This is a genomic window from Pseudooceanicola sp., from assembly GCF_041987405.1.
In the GTDB taxonomy this organism is placed as follows: Bacteria; Pseudomonadota; Alphaproteobacteria; order Rhodobacterales; family Rhodobacteraceae; genus Pseudooceanicola.
In genome coordinates, this window is record NZ_JBHIWR010000003.1 from 36,622 (window position 1) to 53,740 (window position 17,119).

A 17,119-nucleotide genomic window follows, 5' to 3' on the forward strand; every position below is an offset into this window, starting at 1 on the left:
ACCCGCCCGGCGTGGAGGCCGGCATGGTCGTCTGAAGTTCCAGCGTATAGCTTTCCCCCGGGGCCAGCGCGCCGGCGCGTTCCACACGCCCGATCGGACGGTCGCCGATGTCCCAGATCCCGTCCTTCGACAGGAAGACGGAATCCGACCAGCGGCCCTCGGCCACAACGGAGTCGGAGTTGTTGGTGACAGTCCAGTTGATCGTGATCGGCTCGCCTGCCCGCGCGCTTGTCGGGATGTCGATAGACGACACCTCGATGTCCGTCGGAGGCGGCAGTTCGACGATCATCTGCACGTCGGAGCGGCGATCGTTATCCGCCTCTGCCTCGCCCTCGAAGACCGAGCCGCGGCCGCCATAGCGGTTCGGATCGGTCACGACGAAGACGTAATAGGCTTCGGTCGGCAGCTCGGTCGGCACGCTGAAGGTGCGGTCGACGTCATAGCTCTCGCCCGCCGCCAGCCCGCCGGTGTGGGTGATACTGCCCAGGAACCTGTCGGCCTTCAGATCGAGGAAGGCATCGCGGCTGAGGTAGACCAGATCATTCCAGCGCGCCTGCTGGAAGGGCACATCACCGCCGCTGTTGGTGACCGTGTAGGAGACATCGAATTCCTGACCGCGCACCGCCCGCAGGCTGGCGTCCAGCGCCGTGACCTGAAGGTTCGGCGGCAGATACGGGCCTACCGTCACGGCCTCGAAGGTCGTGTTGTTGCCCTCGCCCTGGAATTCGCGAACGGTTCCGTTCGCCCCCCCGGCCAACCCGGGCAGGCGCGAGGAAATGGTCGACTTGGCGCGGCCGCTGTCGCCCAGATCGCTGTCGGCCACCGCCAGGACGTGGAAGTCGCCCTCGATCTCGAACGGCAGGGTGACGGTCACGGTAGCGGTATAGCTTTCCCCGGCTTCGAGGATGCCGACGCGGTTGTGCGCGGCCCGGATCTCGCGGTTGTTTTCCTCGCGACGCAGCAGGAAGTCGCCCTCGTCCAGCGAGGAATCCAGCGACAGGTAGACCCGGTCGACCCAGCTTGACTCGCGGGTGGCGCGGTTGCCGACGTTGGTCACCTCGAAGGTGATGTCCACCGTCTGCCCGGCCTGCAGATCCGTCGGCACCTGCAGATCGGTGACCTGAAGATCGGGTTCGGCATAGATGACAGGCATATCCGCCCGCAGCATCGTGCCCGAGGGATCCTCGAAGGCGATCTTCTGCAGGCCGCCGATCTGGCCCCCGTAGGTCCCGCCCCGGATCGGCCAGGCGCGTTGATGTTCCTGCAGCCCGCCACGGACATTCGTGAACACATAGATGAAGAAATCGCCCTCGATCCCCGGCGGCAGCGTGCCTTCGAAGGTCCGGGTATAACTTTCCCCGCCCTTCAGCGGCGTCGCATTGGAAATGAACTCCGTCCGCAGCAGCACGGCGCGTTTCGGATCAAAGACCGGATCCTTGGTTATATAGATCCGGTCCTCCCAGAACTGCGTGCCGTCCCAGATATCGGCGTCGCTGTCGTTGACGACGGTATAGCTGATCTCGACCTTCTCGCCGGAATAGGCCTCCGTCGGCGGAACGATCTCGGACACCACGAGATTGGGCTCGGGCGAATTGACATCGGTCGCCGCGACGTCGCTGTTGTTGGAGGTGTCGGGATCTCTGCCCAGTCTCAGCTCGGCAATGATGTATTTGCCATCCAGCCCCGGCGGCAGATCGAACGTCTGGTTGAACGACAGCGTGCCGCCCTCGGCCTGGATGGATTCCCCCCCGAACCGGCCCAGGAGCCACTTCTCCTGCCCCGGGGCATTGATGGAGGCGGTTTCGGTCAGATAGAGGTCGACCGTGTAGCCCGAGGCCGGGCCGTCGCCGTTGTTTGTCAGGGTATAGCTGACCTCGAAATCATCCTCGCCCTCGACGCCCGCAGTCGCCGACGGTGTTACCGCGTTGATGACGATCCCCAGTTCCGGGGTGACGATCGGCGGCGGATTCCCGATGATCTGCAGGACATTGCCCTGTCCCAGCACATCGGATCCGCCGGCCTTGTAGTTGTTGGAGTTGATCTCGTTCGGATCGTCCTCGTTCACGTTCACCGCCAGCGTATCTTCCAGCAGCGTGGCATAGGGATCGACCCAGGGGGTGATGTAGTAGTTGCCGGAAACCAGCGTGTCGGGCAGCGACACCGTCAGCTGACGGTCATAGCCCGCGCCGACCTCCAGAATGCCGCCGGTGTAATCCAGCGTCTTGAGCAGCACATCGCCCTGCCCCGGATGCGGCCGGTTCTTGTCCAGCGTCAGCCAGATCTGTTCCTTCCACGCGCCCAGGTTGGTATCGCCCGCGCCACGGTTGGTGACCGTGTAGTTCACCGTGACCTCGTTCCCTTCGAACGCCTGGAAGGGCGTGACCACGTCATGCACGACCAGATCGGCAAAGGGGATCGGCTCCACGTAGAGCTCATGAACGCCGATATTGTTGTTCTCGTTTGGCCATTCCGAAATCCGGTCGGAGCTGTCGGTATGCACCAGCAGATAGACCGTGCCGCGGAACCGCTCCGGGATCTTGTAGAAGACTTCCTGGCTCCGGTACTCCTCGCCCGAGCCGAGCGCGGCCTCGTTCGAATAGCTGCCCAGTCGGATGTCGTCGAAGGAGATCTTGGTGTCCAGCGACAGGTAGACGCTGTCGGTCCAGTTCGGCCCGGCCGCTTTTGGCCCCTGGTTGATGACGGTCCAGAACAGGCTGCCCGTCGCCCCGGCGGTCAGTTCCTCCGGCGCCTCGAAGCCCGAAACTTGCAGGTCGGGCCGTGGCAGGACAGAGACCAGGATCTGCGTATCCGCGGCGCTTTCGTTGTCGTCCTCGTCGGTGTGTTCATAGACGTCATCGTTGAAGTCGGTGATGACGATCAGGTCGTAGCGGTCGTTGGTTTCGACAGGCAGAACCAGCTGTTCGCGCCGCGTGTAGCTGGTATTGGCCTGCAGCGGGCCGGTGAACGTATAGCTGCCGACAAGGATGTCCCTCTCGTTCGCCGCCGTGTCGGTATTGCGCAGATACAGGCGGTCGGTCCAGGACCCTTCGGCCGGGCCGACACCGTCGTTCTTGACCGTCCAGGTCACGTCGATGGCGCTGCCCTCGGGCGCGGTTGCCGGCGCGATGACGTCGGTCACGATCAGGTTCGGCGGCGGCGTCAGCGCCACATCCACGGCCTCCGAAACACCCTTGTTGTCCTCTCCGGTGTAGATGAACTCGTATGGGCCGCCGCCATAGGCGGTGCTCGTCCCCGGCGTTTCGACAATGAAATACGCCGGTCCGGTCCAGCCATCGGGCAATGTAACCTGCGCCTCCCGGGTATAGGAGGCATCCGGCGCCAGGAAGCCCAGATGGTCGAAGCTGCCCATGAAGATGCGGCCCGTGCCTTCGGCATTGTCCGCCAGGTAGACCGCGTCATACCAGCGCGAGGTATTGGTCAGCCCGATCCCGTCGTTCAGAACCGTCCACGACAGGGTCATCGGCTGACCCGATTGCGCCGTGGCCGGGGCGGTGACATTTGTCACCTTCATGTCGGCATAGGGGATAGGCGTGACGTCGAAGAAGCCGGTCAGCGTCTTGGTGTTGTCGGCCTCCTGCCCGTTCTCGAAGACCTGGCTTGTGGCATCGGTGGTGACATAGAGCGTGAAGCGCCCTGTCAGCGCCGCCGAAAGATAGACGGATTCCGTGCGTTGATAGCCCTCGCCCGCGTTCAGACCACCCGTGTGATCGAAGCTGCCGACCAGGATATCGTCGCTGTCGCCCAGGATATCGTCCCGCGACAGCCAGATCTGATCGACCCACTCATCGGTGATGCCGCGCCCGGTGCCGGTGTTCTCGACACTCCAGGTGAATTCCACCTGCGCCGGATCATCGACGACCAGCCCCGGTGCGATCACCTGGGTCACTTCCAGATCGGCATAGGGGGCCAGCGCAATCTGGATCGGCGTGGCGGAGGTATTGTCCCCCTCACCGCCGGATTCCACGATCGCATTCTCCGCGTCGGTCTGTACCAGCACATACCAGTTGCCCGACACCTCGATCGGCAGATCCACCGTCAGCGATCCCGGCCCCTCGGCCGCGACGTCGAACGGCAGGCCCGCGTCGCTGTCGCGCGCGCCCAGCAGGATATCGGCGCTGTCCAGCACCTCGTCCCGGCTGAGCCAGACCTGATCCACCCAGCCCGAGGTGGCCGCGCCGGTCCCGTCATTGGTCACGATCCAGTCGACCTGTATCGTATCGCCGGACTGCACCGCATCCGCCGACAGAACGGCCGGGGCCACGGTCAGGTTCGGATGACGCAGGCTCAGCGGATCGTCGGAGGCGCTGTTGTCCTCGCGCCCGCCCTCGAAGACGTTGGAGTAGCGGTCGGTAATGACCGTGATCTGATAATCCTCTTCCGCCACATTGGGGATCGTGACGGACCGGGTGACCTCATAGCTGGCCCCCACGGCCAGATCGAACAGCCGCTCGACCCGCGCCAGCATGGTGCCGCTGCCCAGACCCGGGCCGGTCAGGCGGATCTCGTCCGTCCAGGGCGACCGCGCAGCGGCCTCGCCGGTGTTGGTGATCCGGAAGGTGACCTCGACCACCTGCCCCGGCACGATGCTGTCGGGGCCATCTACCAGCGTGACCTCCAGGTCCGGCGACGGGGCCGAGATCAGCTCGAAGCTTTGCGCCGTGCCGCGAACGTTGTTGCCCGAGGCGCCGCGCTCGTAGACGCTGCCATCGGCGTTGGTTTCCACCACGATGAAGAAGTTGCCGACGAAGCCCGGAGGCATCGTGATGTCCTTGACCTGGCTGTAGCTCTGACCGACGGCCAGATCCGATGTCCGGGTGAAGGTGCCGATGGTCGCCACCGATCCGGCCAGCGTGCCGTCGGTCGACAGATGCACCACATCCGTCCAGCCGCCCGCAGGCGCGATCAGCGCGCTCGGCCCGTCATTGACCACCCGCCAGGTGACCTGCACCACATCATTGGCCGCCACCGTGCCGGTCGGCCCGGTCAGGGTCTGCACCCGCATGTCGGAATAGGGCGAACTGACGGTCACCAACTCGCGGTCGATGTTGTTGCCGAAGGTATCCGGTTCCACCACCATGCGATCCGCGTCGCTGACGACCAGCAGGTAGACGTCCCCCTCGATCCCGATGGGCGAGGTTACATCGGCGCTGCCGGTATAGGTCTCGCCCACCCCCAGATCGCCGGTCCGGGTGAAGGAACCGATCTCGGTATCTCCGGCGTCAAAGACCGTGTCGCTCGACACATAGATGCGATCCGTCCAGCCCCCGGCCTCGGTCGCGCGGTCGCCGATGTTCTCCACTTGCCAGCTGACCGTGGTCGGGCTGCCGCCGTCCAGGGTCGACACCGTGCCGATGATGCTGGCAACAAGATCCGGATAGGGCGTCGCAACAGAGGTGACATCGACCGAATTGCTGTTGTTCGACTCGGCCTGATGGGTCGTCAGCCCGGCGCGGGCCTCGTTCAGAACGTCCTGGCCATTGCGACGCTGATCCGCGCGCACTTCGACCCGGATTGTGCCCACCCCGGCCAGGCCTTCGGGAAGGTCCAGAACCAGACTGCGGACATGACTGCCGCCAGCGGCCAGCGGCATTTCGGCGTTCAGAACCTCCAGATCATGCAGATATTGTCCGGTCGTCAGGTTGCGCACGATCACCCGGTCGTACCAGTCGCCGGGGGTCGCCGCCGCACCGGCGTTCTCCACCGTCCAGTTGATGGTCAGCGACCCGCCGGCGTTCGGCTCGGCCTCGTCTACGGAGACACCCGAGACGATCAGATCGGGCGCCGAGGCCACGACGAGTTGACCGGTATTGTTGGTCTCGCCCGTTGCGTCGGGGTTGCTTTCGAACTCCTCGCCAAGCGCATCGACCACCACGTCGAACCGGAATTCACCGGTGCTGTCGACCCCACTGGGCCAGGCCAGGGCAATGAACCGATCGCGCGTCGCGCCTGCTCCCAGATCCGTGGCATTCTGTTCGCGCAGGTCCTGCGAGTAGACAACGCGCCCGGTGGATTGGTTGGTCACGATCAGCCGTTCCGTCCAGGGGCTGGTCGCCGCCTTGGTGCCGCTGTTCGTGGTCGTCCAGTTGACGGTGACGCCCTGCCCCGGGGTCCAGCCCTGGGCCGGGTCCACCGTAATGTCACTGACGACAAGGTCGGTATAGGGCGCCAGCTCTGTCGTGATGGCCAGGTCGGCGGCGTTGTTCAGCTCTGCCGTGCCACCGGCGTTCTGCTCGGCGACATTGTTGTTGATGTCGACCCGCAGCGCGACGGTCAGATCGCCGACCGCAGTGGTCCCCGCGGGCAGGGTCAGGCTGGCCATGCCGGAAATCGTCCCGTCCGGACCCACGACATTGGCGCCCGTCGCATCATAGGGCACCACCATATCCGCCAGAACCAGACCGCTGTCGGCCCGCCGGATCGTCACGCGCGTGTTGAACGCGGCATCGACATCGGCGTCGCCCGCATTGCGCAGTGTCCAGCGCACGGGCACCGTCCCGCCCGACAACAGCGTGTCGGTCGTATCCAGCGCGAACTCGTCGACCACGAGGTCCGGCGCGGGTTCGCCATCCACCGCCAGTTCGATCGGCTCGGTCACCGGGTTGGCATAGACGTTGAAGCCGAAGGTCTGCGTGCCGCCCACATGGATGCGGCCTTCGACTAGGATCGTGTAGGTCCCGGTTTCCTGCAGCACCGTCGTGTCCAGATCGTTCGCGAAATAAGCCTCGTGCATCTCGCGCCCATAGGGGTCGAGGATACGCCAGAAGACATTCGAATTGCCGGAGGTCGCGTCGAAGAAATACCGCTCACCCGCCGTGCCGTGGAACTGGTAGATCTGCGTTTCGCTGGCCGGAGCCAGTTGACCGCTGATCGGCGTGCCGATGGTAATCTGTTCCGCGGCCGACACATCCAGAACGGCCAGCGAATAACTGCCCGTCTGACCGCCACTGGTCGTGATGTTCAGACTGTAGTCGCCCGGCACCAGATCGAAGAACGGCGGATAGCTGGCGGCATTGGCGTCCGATTGCCCGAAGGCGCGGGAGGAGACCTGCCCGCGCGGACCGGTCAGCGTCCACTGCCAGCTGTTGTTGTTCGGCCCCTGGATGTCGACATAAAGCGACTTCGCCTCGGCCAGCGAGAAGGTGTAGGTCGCGCTTTCTCCAGGCAGATCAAAGGCATCCTCGATCCGTTCGCCCAGTGTCAGAGCCTCGGTCGTGCCGGACAGCGGGATCAGCCGGAAGGAATGGGTCCGCTCGTCCGAGTCGTAAACCTCGCCCTCGATCATCAGATAGAACAGACCGTCGGACTCCAGCGTGACCGACTGGATATCGGTGTAAACATTGGTGTTTCCGGCGGTCACGAGCGAGCCGTACTGGTTCACGATCTTCCAGTGACCGTCCAGGTTGCCGCTGACGAAATCCAGGTAGAACCGGTCGCCCGCCTCGCCCGAGAAGCTGTAGATCCGCGACATGGACCCGGGGTTGTAGATCGCATCGACCTGTTCCCCGATGGTCAGCGCCTCCGCATCTGCCAGGCTGCGCACGACAAAGGAATAGTCCGTCGTGTTGAACTGGGTCTCGTCCAGGGTGATCCGGTAGCTGCCCGGCTCGACCCAGATCACCGTCGCATCGGTGCGGAAGTGCCCGTCGGTGCGGCGGATTTCGTTGTTGTAGAGCGTGCCGGACGGCCCGGTCAGGATCAGGTCCAGGGTGCTGGAGTCGGTGAAGCCGTCGATATGGATATACCCGGCCTCGGCCACGTCGAAGGTGAAGGTATCGCGATCCCAGTAACGGTCGATCGACCCGCTGACGACCTCGCCGATTTCGATGGCCGTGTCAGCGCCATAGTCCGGCGACACGACACGGAACCGATAGGTCGTCTCGTCGGTGCGGTAATAACGCGGCTCCGCCAGCAGGGTATAGGTCCCCGACACGAGGAGGTTCTCGGTTTCCCAGTTGTTGGACCCGTAGAGGCGATGGAACACCGTCTCGCCGGCTGGCGCGATCAGCTTGTAATAGAAATCCGCGCTGCCCGAGGTGATCCCGGTCGCGATGTAGAAGGGTTCGTTCCCGTCCCAGTCGAACTGATAGATGTTCGACCCGTTGAACGGTGCGAAACTGTCTTCGGTCAGCACATCCAGGTCGATGGTCTGCGCCTCCGCGGCGACGTCGACCAGGCGGAAGGCATAAGACCCGGTGGAGAAGTTGTTGGTGTAGACCCGCAGCTGGTAATCGCCGGCCTTGAGCACCGGCAGAGCTTCGCCGGTGAAGTCATAGCTGTCCGAACCGGTGAAACTCGCCACCGGCAGATTGGTCGGCCCGACGAGGGACCAGCGCATCTGGTTGTTGTTCGTAAGGCTGTCGAAATAGACTTGGGTGTCTTCGGTCAGGGTGAAATAATAATACTCCGCCGCGCCACCGGTCAGGATCGCGCCGTTGACCTCCTCGCCCAGGGCGAAGGTCAGTGGAGAGGTTGCCGGTGTGACGTCGATCGCGACATTGTCGATCGTCAGGCCGACCGTCTGCGATGTGCTTTCGCCCATGATGGCAAATCGGGTGTCGGCCAGGTCGAACCCGTCGGCCATGATATTGCTGGCCAGCTCATACCGCGTGCCGTCGACGATCAGGGCGATCGTGACATGCATCCCGTTCTGGACGGTTGTCATCTCCATGTCGAAGGAGGCCGGGCCGTCCAGCAGATCCTGAACGGTCAGCCCTGCGTCGGCCAGGTTGATATTGCCCCAGCTCGTCGTGTTGAAATAAAGCGACAGATGCGGTGTGCCGGTCAGATCCAGACCCGCCGCGAACCCGCGCGAAATCGCCGGATCGACACCGACCCAGGGGATCTGCCCGGATTTGCCGAAGGTGTTGGACTTGGCCATCACGACCGAGAAGCCGCGCCCCGGCTCGCCGCTCGCAGGCGCTTCGAGATCGAAATCGAACTGAATCCGAGCACTGTCATAGGGCCCGCTGGCCGTCTGACCAAAGGCGATGCCGCTGCGGGTGTTGGCCTGAAGCGGATCAAGCAGACGCAGGACGGTCTCCGCCCCCTGCTCTTCTTCCACAGGCGCCGCACCCTGAGCATTGATCAGCACATGCGCGATGGAGGACCCGGTGCCGAACTCCTCCAGCACATCGCCGGTCGCATCGGCGACATTGGGGCTGTTCAAGATGAAGCGGAACGGGTTGGTCGTGGTCCCGTCACGCCCGTTGCCCTCGACAAAGAACAGGTAATCGCCATCCAGCGGCAGCACGACATCGCTCAGGTCCAGCAAGCGCCGTCCGGAAACCACCTGCTCGCCCGACGGGCCGATTAATCGCCAGCTGGTATAGGTGTCCGGCATCTGGATCACGTCGAGATCGAAGATCTGGTGACGGCTGCCCGTCAGCTTGTAGATCAGCGTGCCCAGCCCCTCTTGCGGCAGCACCCCCTGCGTCTCGTCGTTGAAAAAGACCTCGCGCGCGGCCGCTTCGGCATCCACATCCAGCAGACGGAAGGTGAGGTCACCGGTGATATCCGTCGTCGTGTAGACCGTCAGGACATAGCTGCCCGGCCCGCCTTCGAGGATCGGATTGCCCGTGTAGCGTTCCGCATCGGTCTGATCGAACCGCCGGTCCGACCCGGTCAGATAGTTGCCCGCAGGTCCCTGCAGGGCCCAGTAGACCTCCGACGAATAGGCGTTCAGCCCGTCCATGACCATCCGGGTGTCCTGGCTCAGATCGAACTCGAACCGCTGGAAACCGCCCGGCTCCTCGATGGAGGCGGTCATGACATCGCCGAGGGTCAGCGCAATCGGATCAGGCTCCGCCCGCTCATGGATGCTAAAGCTGTAGTGCGAGCGCCCGGCATTGCCGGTCTCGCCCTCGACCATGAAGATATAGGTGCCCACATAGGGCAGGTTCAGGCGCGTCTGGTCAGCCGGCGAGGTATCGCGCAGCATCTGCCGCCCGAAGGGATCAATGATCCGCCAGTCCATGTCGCCGGATTCGACCAGTTCATCGACAAAGACCTGGGTCGGTTCGGTCACCTCGAAACTGTAGAGATGCGTGGCGTTCGCCGGATCCAGGGGCCCGCTGACAACGCTGTTGAACGAGATCGGTGTCGCATCCGCCAGATCACGCATGACGAGGTTGAAATCGCCCGTCGCATCGCCCTCGCCCTGCACCAGCAGAGTGTAGTCGCCCGCATGCAGACGCAACACCGGGTTGCTGGACTGGTTGGAGGCGTCGATCTGATAGAAGGAGCGGTCCAGATAGGTGCCGTTCGGCCCGGTCAGCCGCATCCGCAGATCGCTGCGGTCGGTCAGGCTGTCGATATAGATAAGCCGCTCTTCACTCAGCGTGAATGTATAGGTCCGCTCCTGCCCGACGGTTTCGATCGTGCCCGTGATGCCCGTCTCGGCATAGCTTTTGATCGCCGCATCCAGCCCGTTCGGCCCGGCATCCGGCGTGCTGCCGACATCGGTGGATTGCAGCGGCAGGTAGAGCAGCAGGTTCTCTTCGTCGCCGATCAGGGCCGTGTCATATGCATCCGCGATCTCTGTGGCGCTGCGCGCGGTGGACCAGGCCCGCAGATCGGCGATCTTGCCGGTAAACATTGCGTAAGTGTTGGAGGTTTCCTTGGTCCAGCCGACCAGGAAGGGCGCATCGGAACCAAAGCTGGGCGCAGGCGTGGTGCCCGCGGATTCCACATCGACCTCGGCTCCGTTCACATAGATGCGCTGCTGGCCCGCCGCCTTGTCGAAGACCGCGGCGATATGCACCCAGGACCCCGGGGTCACATAGCCGCTGCCCGTCTGGGCGGTATCCTGTGTTCCGCTGCCATCGCGATAGGAGCTCATGTAGACGGAGCCGTTGCTGTGCAGCCAGATCGAATAGGTCCGTTGCGACCCGTCGGATTTCTGGATCAGCGGCGTCCATGTGTCGTCGAAAAAGTCGATATTGACCCAGGTTTCCAGCGTCAGGTTGCCGGTATGGTCAATCGCGGTATAGCCCGCGATCTCAAGGTATTCCGCCCCCCGCAGATCCAGCGCACCGGGCAAGGAGCCATCGGGCATCGGCCCTTCGACAACCGGGGCCTGCCCGCCGACGTTCGGCCCGCCGATGGTCACCGGCACCGGCGTCGCGATAATCGGGTTGACCGCAAAGCGATAGGTCAGCCCCGCCTGCACCAGGTTCTGCCGGTCCCCTTCGAGGATCAGCGTATAGGTCCCGTCGACCGGCAGGTTCAGACCGTCAATATCCCCCGCATCGACCGCACCGTAGATCTGCTGGCCAAACGGGTTCAGAACCCGCCAGGTCGCCAAGCTGGTGCCGACATTGATGCTTTGCATGTCGATGAACACACGGTCGCCCGCGCTGGCCTCGAAACTGAAGGCCTTGGCGCCGCGCTGCGTCTGGATCTCGCCCTCGATGATCGTGCCGTCGGCGGTGATCGGTTCCGCATCCGCCAGATCCATCAGGCGCAGACCATAGGCCCCCTTGAAGGTGTTGCGGCCGTCAAAGGTCAGCGTGTACTCGCCCGGCGGGGCGGTGAAGGCATAGTTGCCGTCGAAGTTATGCGCGCCGCCATCTTCCAGCTCGCGCGAGATATTGACCCCGCCCGGCCCGCGCAGGGTGGCGATGATCTCGCTCTGGTAGGCATGGGTGTCCCAATAAAGCAGCCGCTCTTCGCTCAGCGTGAAGGTGTAGACATCCACCTCGCCGGCCTTGTCGAGCCGCCCGGTGATCAGCCCGGGCGTGCCGTCGGACAGATCCTCGACAATCGCGGTGACGTCCAGCGGCCCGGCATCCTCCGGCGCGGTGACAAAATCGCCCAGGGCCGCGCCATCGTCCATCGGTAGGTCGATCAACTTGTTGACCGCAACCGCCTCGCCCCCAAAGACCGAGGCCGCCTGCGCATCATCCAGTGCACCGTCCCAGTAGACAAAATCGCTCAGCGCACCTTCGAAGCCGGTGTTGCTGACCCCCCCGATATAGAGCGGACCCGTCCCGGAAAGCGGATTCCCACTGATCCCGGATGTGGAGAGCAGCACCCCGTTGATATAGGTCCGGATTTCCCCGTCTGTGCGATCATAGACCGCAACCGCGTGGTTCCAGTCGTCGAAAGTGATCGAATTGTTGGGCGTGTTGGCGTAGTTCTGGGCGCTCGACGTATAGCTCTTGGTCGTGTGAAGGAAACCGCTGTCCTCAACCCAGAGAGAGAATTCGCGGCCGTAGTCGAGGCTGGTATCCTCGCGGAAGATGAGCGGCATGTAGGACCGCCGCATCTGGTCCGGCTTGAACCAGATCGACACCGAGAAATCACCGTCATTCTGCAACGCCGGGTGTTCGATCTTGATCCGTTCGAACCCGGTATAGGCGAGCGCCGTGTCGCCTTCGCCGCCCGGCCCTTCGACCACGCTCAGCCCGCTCTGGCTGTTGGTGCTGTCCAGATCGGCGTCGAAGGTCTGAACCTGCGCCTCCTCCAGTACGAAGTCATAGGAGATCGTCCCCGCCCCTTCGTAGACGCGCCCCTCGATCAGCAGATAATAGCTGCCGGTGCGCGCGAAGGTATGAGTATCCCGGTCCACCAGTGAGGTCGGAGAAATCTCGTTCGCGCCGCGCGGGTCGATCAGACGCCAGTGGACACCATGCACCGACCCGGCCACGCTGGCCACATCCATCAGGAAGGACTGCCCCGCCACCGCGTCAATGCGGTAGATATCCGTGATCTGCTTGGGATCGAGCACACCAGTCACGCGATCGCCCAGAACGATATCCGTCGCCTCGTCGGCCAGATCGCGGAAGGCGAACTTGTAACCGCCGGTGCGCGACCCTTCCATATAGACGGTGATCGTGTAGGTCCCGGGCAGGACCTCGATCGTGACATCCCCGGTGTAATCCGCCGAATCCGTGTGGCGCGCCCGGTAGTTGCGATCCACGCCGCCAGGGCCCTGGATGCGGACACGCTGGTAATAGTCGTTGACGAAACTGTCGAGGTACAGGGTCTTGGCTTCTGTCACCTCCAGCGTCATCACATGGGTCTGGCCGACCCTGTCGATCGTCCCCTCGACGATGTCCCCGACAGCCACGGCGCGCGGCGCCGGGTCCTGCGGATCCTGGAGGGTGAAGCCGTAGGTGATTGTATTGGCGGCGTTCTCGTAGGCGTGGGCCTCGATCATCAGCGTGTAGGTGCCACTGCGCGGCACGGTGAAGGGATCGCTCGAGGTCAGATGAGTTGAGCTGATCACCTGCTGGCCGTAGGGATCGACTAGCCGGTAGTAGGCATTATAGCTGCCACCGGTGTTCGTCACATCGGTGATCGCGAAAACCTCGCCCGCCTGCAGCTCGATCTGGAAAAGATCGGTCTCCGTTGCAGGGGTCAGCGTGCCGGAGACCGCCTCGTCCAACGCAGAGGCGGTCGCATTGGCGGCCACATCCAGGAAGCGGAAGGTGTACGACGGGGTCTGACTGGTGTTGTTTGAGGTGACGCGGACCGTATAGTCCCCGGCCGGCATCATCAGCAGCGGCGGGTTGCCGTTGAACGGACCATCGACATTGCGGAAGGTGTTGGAATAGCTGAACCCCCCGGGCCCGTCGATCGTGAAGGAGGCATAGGGGCTGTCCTGCAGCGAATCCAGCGCGACCAGTTTGGCCTCAGTCAGCGAGAAGGTATAGGTCGCGCTGTCAAAGGGCGTCGCGAGGCTGCCCGCGACGGGGGTGTCCAGCGCCATGGCTTCGGTCGTGGCGGAGGTCGAGCGCAGGTTCAGCGCATAATTGACCTCATAACCTTCCGGGTCGTAAATCCGCCCTTCGACCAGCAGCGTATAGCTCCCCGCGTCGAGGGTCAGGGGCGATCCGCTGTTCAGGGTCTGCGGTGACCGGACCTGACGGCCCCACTGATCCATAATCCGGTAATAGGCCGCGTAATACTGGCCTGTGACGCTGATGTCCTGCAGGAACACCCGCGTCTGTTCAGTCAGTTCGAAGGTGTAGCGATTGGTCTCCTGACTAGGTGCGAGTGTGCCGGAGAATTCAGTGTCGACAGCGATCGCCGTGGCATCGCTCAGATCGAGCAGCCGGAAGGAATAGTCGCCGGTATTGCTGCCCGGTTTGCTGACGCGCAGCCGGTAGGTCCCCGCCTCCAGTGCAATCCCCGGGGCGCTGGTGTAGTCGATCCCGTCCGAGGCAAAGAAATTGCGCGTGACGACCAGATCGCCGTCCGGCCCGGTCAGCGTCCAGTAGGTGGTGCTGGAGGGAGTATAGAGCGCGTCGAAATAGATCGACGTGTCTTCGGTCACCGTGAAGAGGTAATCATCCACCTCGGACCCGGTGGCGATGGTCGCATTGACCGTACTCCCCACGACATAGGCCAACCCTTCCAGCGGCGCGGGCGGGGTGGAGCCGCTCTTGACGATGTTAAAGGCAAAGGTCTGGCTACCCGTAGGCGAGGCGGAGTTGAGCCCCTCGACCAGGAACAGATAGGTGCCGGTCGACCGCAGGGTCTGCGTGCCGAAGTTGGACTGATACCCTTCGAAAATCTCCTGCCCCGTCGGTGAAATGAGCCGCCCATAGGCATTGTTGGTGATCCGCTGGATCTGCACCTCGTCGCCCACCTCGCCCGTGAAGGAGAAGGCGGCGGTGGAATTGCCCGGGTCCAGCGTGACCTCGATGGTATCGCCGTCATCCTCGGGGTCGTCATAGGCCACCGGCGTCGCACTGGCGGTATCGAACAGGCGGAAGGAGAAATCCCCGGTTGCGTCCCCCGAGCCGTCGACGATCAGCGTATAGTCCCCGGCGATCAGATCCAGCAGCGGATAGCTGATCGAGGAGCTGTCGGACTGGTCGAAACGTCGGCCCGAGACCTCCGTCCCGCGCGGACCGACCAGCGTCCAGGTCATGTCGGACCGCCCCGTCAGGACATCGAAATAGACCTGCGAGTCGTCGGTCAGGTTGAAGGAATAGGCCTTGCGTTCGCCCAGAACCGCAATCTCGCCCTCGATGGCGTCGCCAACGGTCAGGCTCAGCTCTTCGGTCGCTTCCGGCACGACGAGCATTGAGTAGCTCTGCGGCTCAGCCTCATCGCCGTAGCCCTCGATCAGCACGGTGTAGACCCCGTCATCCGGGATCACCAGCGGATCGATATCCCCCAGACCTTCCGGCCCGCGGATCGTGCTGCCATTGGGCGCCAGGATACGCATGTAGATATTGCCGGTCCGGGCGTTGTCGAACACCAAGCGATCACCGGCATTGGCCGACAGCTTGTAGATATGCGTCCGCGTCCCCGGCCCCGGTTGGATCTGCGCCGCCGGACCGCCGGACACCCGGTTGACCAGATCTAGCCCGCTGGTTTCGTCAAAGCCGAGGTTGACCAGCAGCCCCTCTTCGTCCCCGGTCAGTTGCGCTGCCATATTGGCCTGGATCTCGGCCTGGCTGCGGACATCGTTCCACAGCCGGAATTCGTCCATCTTGCCGCGGTAATTGTAGCCGGAGTAATGCCGCCCCAGTTCCAGCATCCGGTTGGCGTGGACCACATCCGCGGTAATCTGGTTCTCGCCCACCAAATCGCCGTTGAGGTAGAGCTTCATGCTGCCGGATTCATAGCTCGCGGCAATATGCACCCATTCGTCCACCGGCAGAGGGGCCACGATGCGGACGCTATTGTTGTTGTACTGATTGATGAAGAAGACAAGGTTGCCCGAGCTTTCGGTATAAAGCCCGTAGCCGTCGTTCCAGCTAGTGCTGGAGGACCGCATGGCCAGCACATCCCATTGGTTGGTCGCGGTCGGAAGGTACCACCCCTCCAGCGTGAACGCCGCGGAGTTCAGCGCGGCGTCATTCTCGATCTGCACGGCCCCTCCGCCGCCCCAGAAATCCAGCGTCCCGCCCGGATCCCCGTCCAGCGGCGCGTCCGAAGCGGCGCGCCGCCGCTCCGCTTCGAAACCGGCGTCGTCAATAACGCCATTGACCTGCTCCCCCGCGGTCAGGGTCTGGGCCGAGGCATCCGTGAGGATCTGGAAGGCATAGGCGCTCTTGTTGTCAGACGCGCCGCCGATGGTCAGCTGGTAGTCTCCTTCGGGCAGATCCAGCAACGGCGACCGGTGCGCCCAGTCCGAATACCGCATGTCGAGATTGGAGAAGACCGTGCCCTGCGGCCCGGTCAGGCTGATCCGGAGATCGGTGAAGACGCCCAGAAGGTCGAAATAGGCCCGGGTCTGTTCGGTGACGGAGAACTCGTAGATATGGCGCTGACCGGCCTGGGTGATCTCGTCAAAGATCGGCGTATCCAGATCCAGCGCACGGGTCTGGTCGACCACCTGCTCCACCGTGAAGGCGTAGCTGCTGTCCGACCCGTTGTAGACATAGCCTTCCAGCAGCAGCGTGTAGGTGCCGGTCTTGCCCACGGTCAGGCGCGCGGGGTCGGAATTCACGCTGAACTGCGTATTGCTGAACACCGCCGCCCCTTCCGGGTCGATCAGCGTCCAGTAGGCGGTGCCGGAGGAAAACTGCTGCGCATCAAAGAACAGCTCCGTGCCCTCGACCGCGTTGAATTGGAACAGGTCGGTTTCCCGTCCTGAGTTCTCCAGCGTGCCGGAAATCTGGGTGCCGAGATCGACAGGATCGGCATTCGACAGATTCAGCAGACGGAACTGATAATCGCCCGTCTGATCGCCCGAACCATTGACCCGCAGCGTGTAGGTCCCGGAATCCAGCGCCAGGATGGACCCACCCTGGGCCGCGTCCGCAGAGGTGAGGGCCTGTGCGGATACAACGGTGCCACCGGGGCCTTCGAGCGACCAGTTGAGATTGCCATTGGGGGTGAGCGAGTCAAAAACGACCTGGCGCTCTTCGGCAAGTTCGAAGGAGTAGTAGTCGGTCTCGCCCGGGACTTCGATCGTGCCCGCAACGGGGATCAGATCGGCGGAAAGCAGGATCCGCGGTTCCAGCGTTTCGATATGAAGACCGCGATTGAGAGAGGTCGATCGCCTCAGTCTGCTTTTGCGGCTGTCAAAGCGCCGATCGTCCAGATTTTCCGTAATACCCAAAGCTAAAGCCCAGGCGGAATCACCCTTTAAAAAACCCATAACGTTCCCCCCAGAACGAAAATGAAGTATCTAAAA

Annotated in this window: 1 protein-coding gene (cut by a window edge); it reads right to left on the minus strand. The window is 63.2% G+C overall.

Annotated features, from left to right (window positions below; translation table 11 throughout):
• On the minus strand, positions 1 to 17,083 hold the 5' end (the start) of the coding sequence (locus tag ACFC2Y_RS08230; RefSeq protein ID WP_375186429.1) for a CARDB domain-containing protein. It extends 19,598 nt beyond the left edge of the window; the window shows 17,083 of its 36,681 coding nt (coding positions 1–17,083); the start codon lies at positions 17,081 to 17,083; the stop codon falls past the left edge of the window.
• Positions 17,084 to 17,119 lie beyond the last annotated feature (36 nt).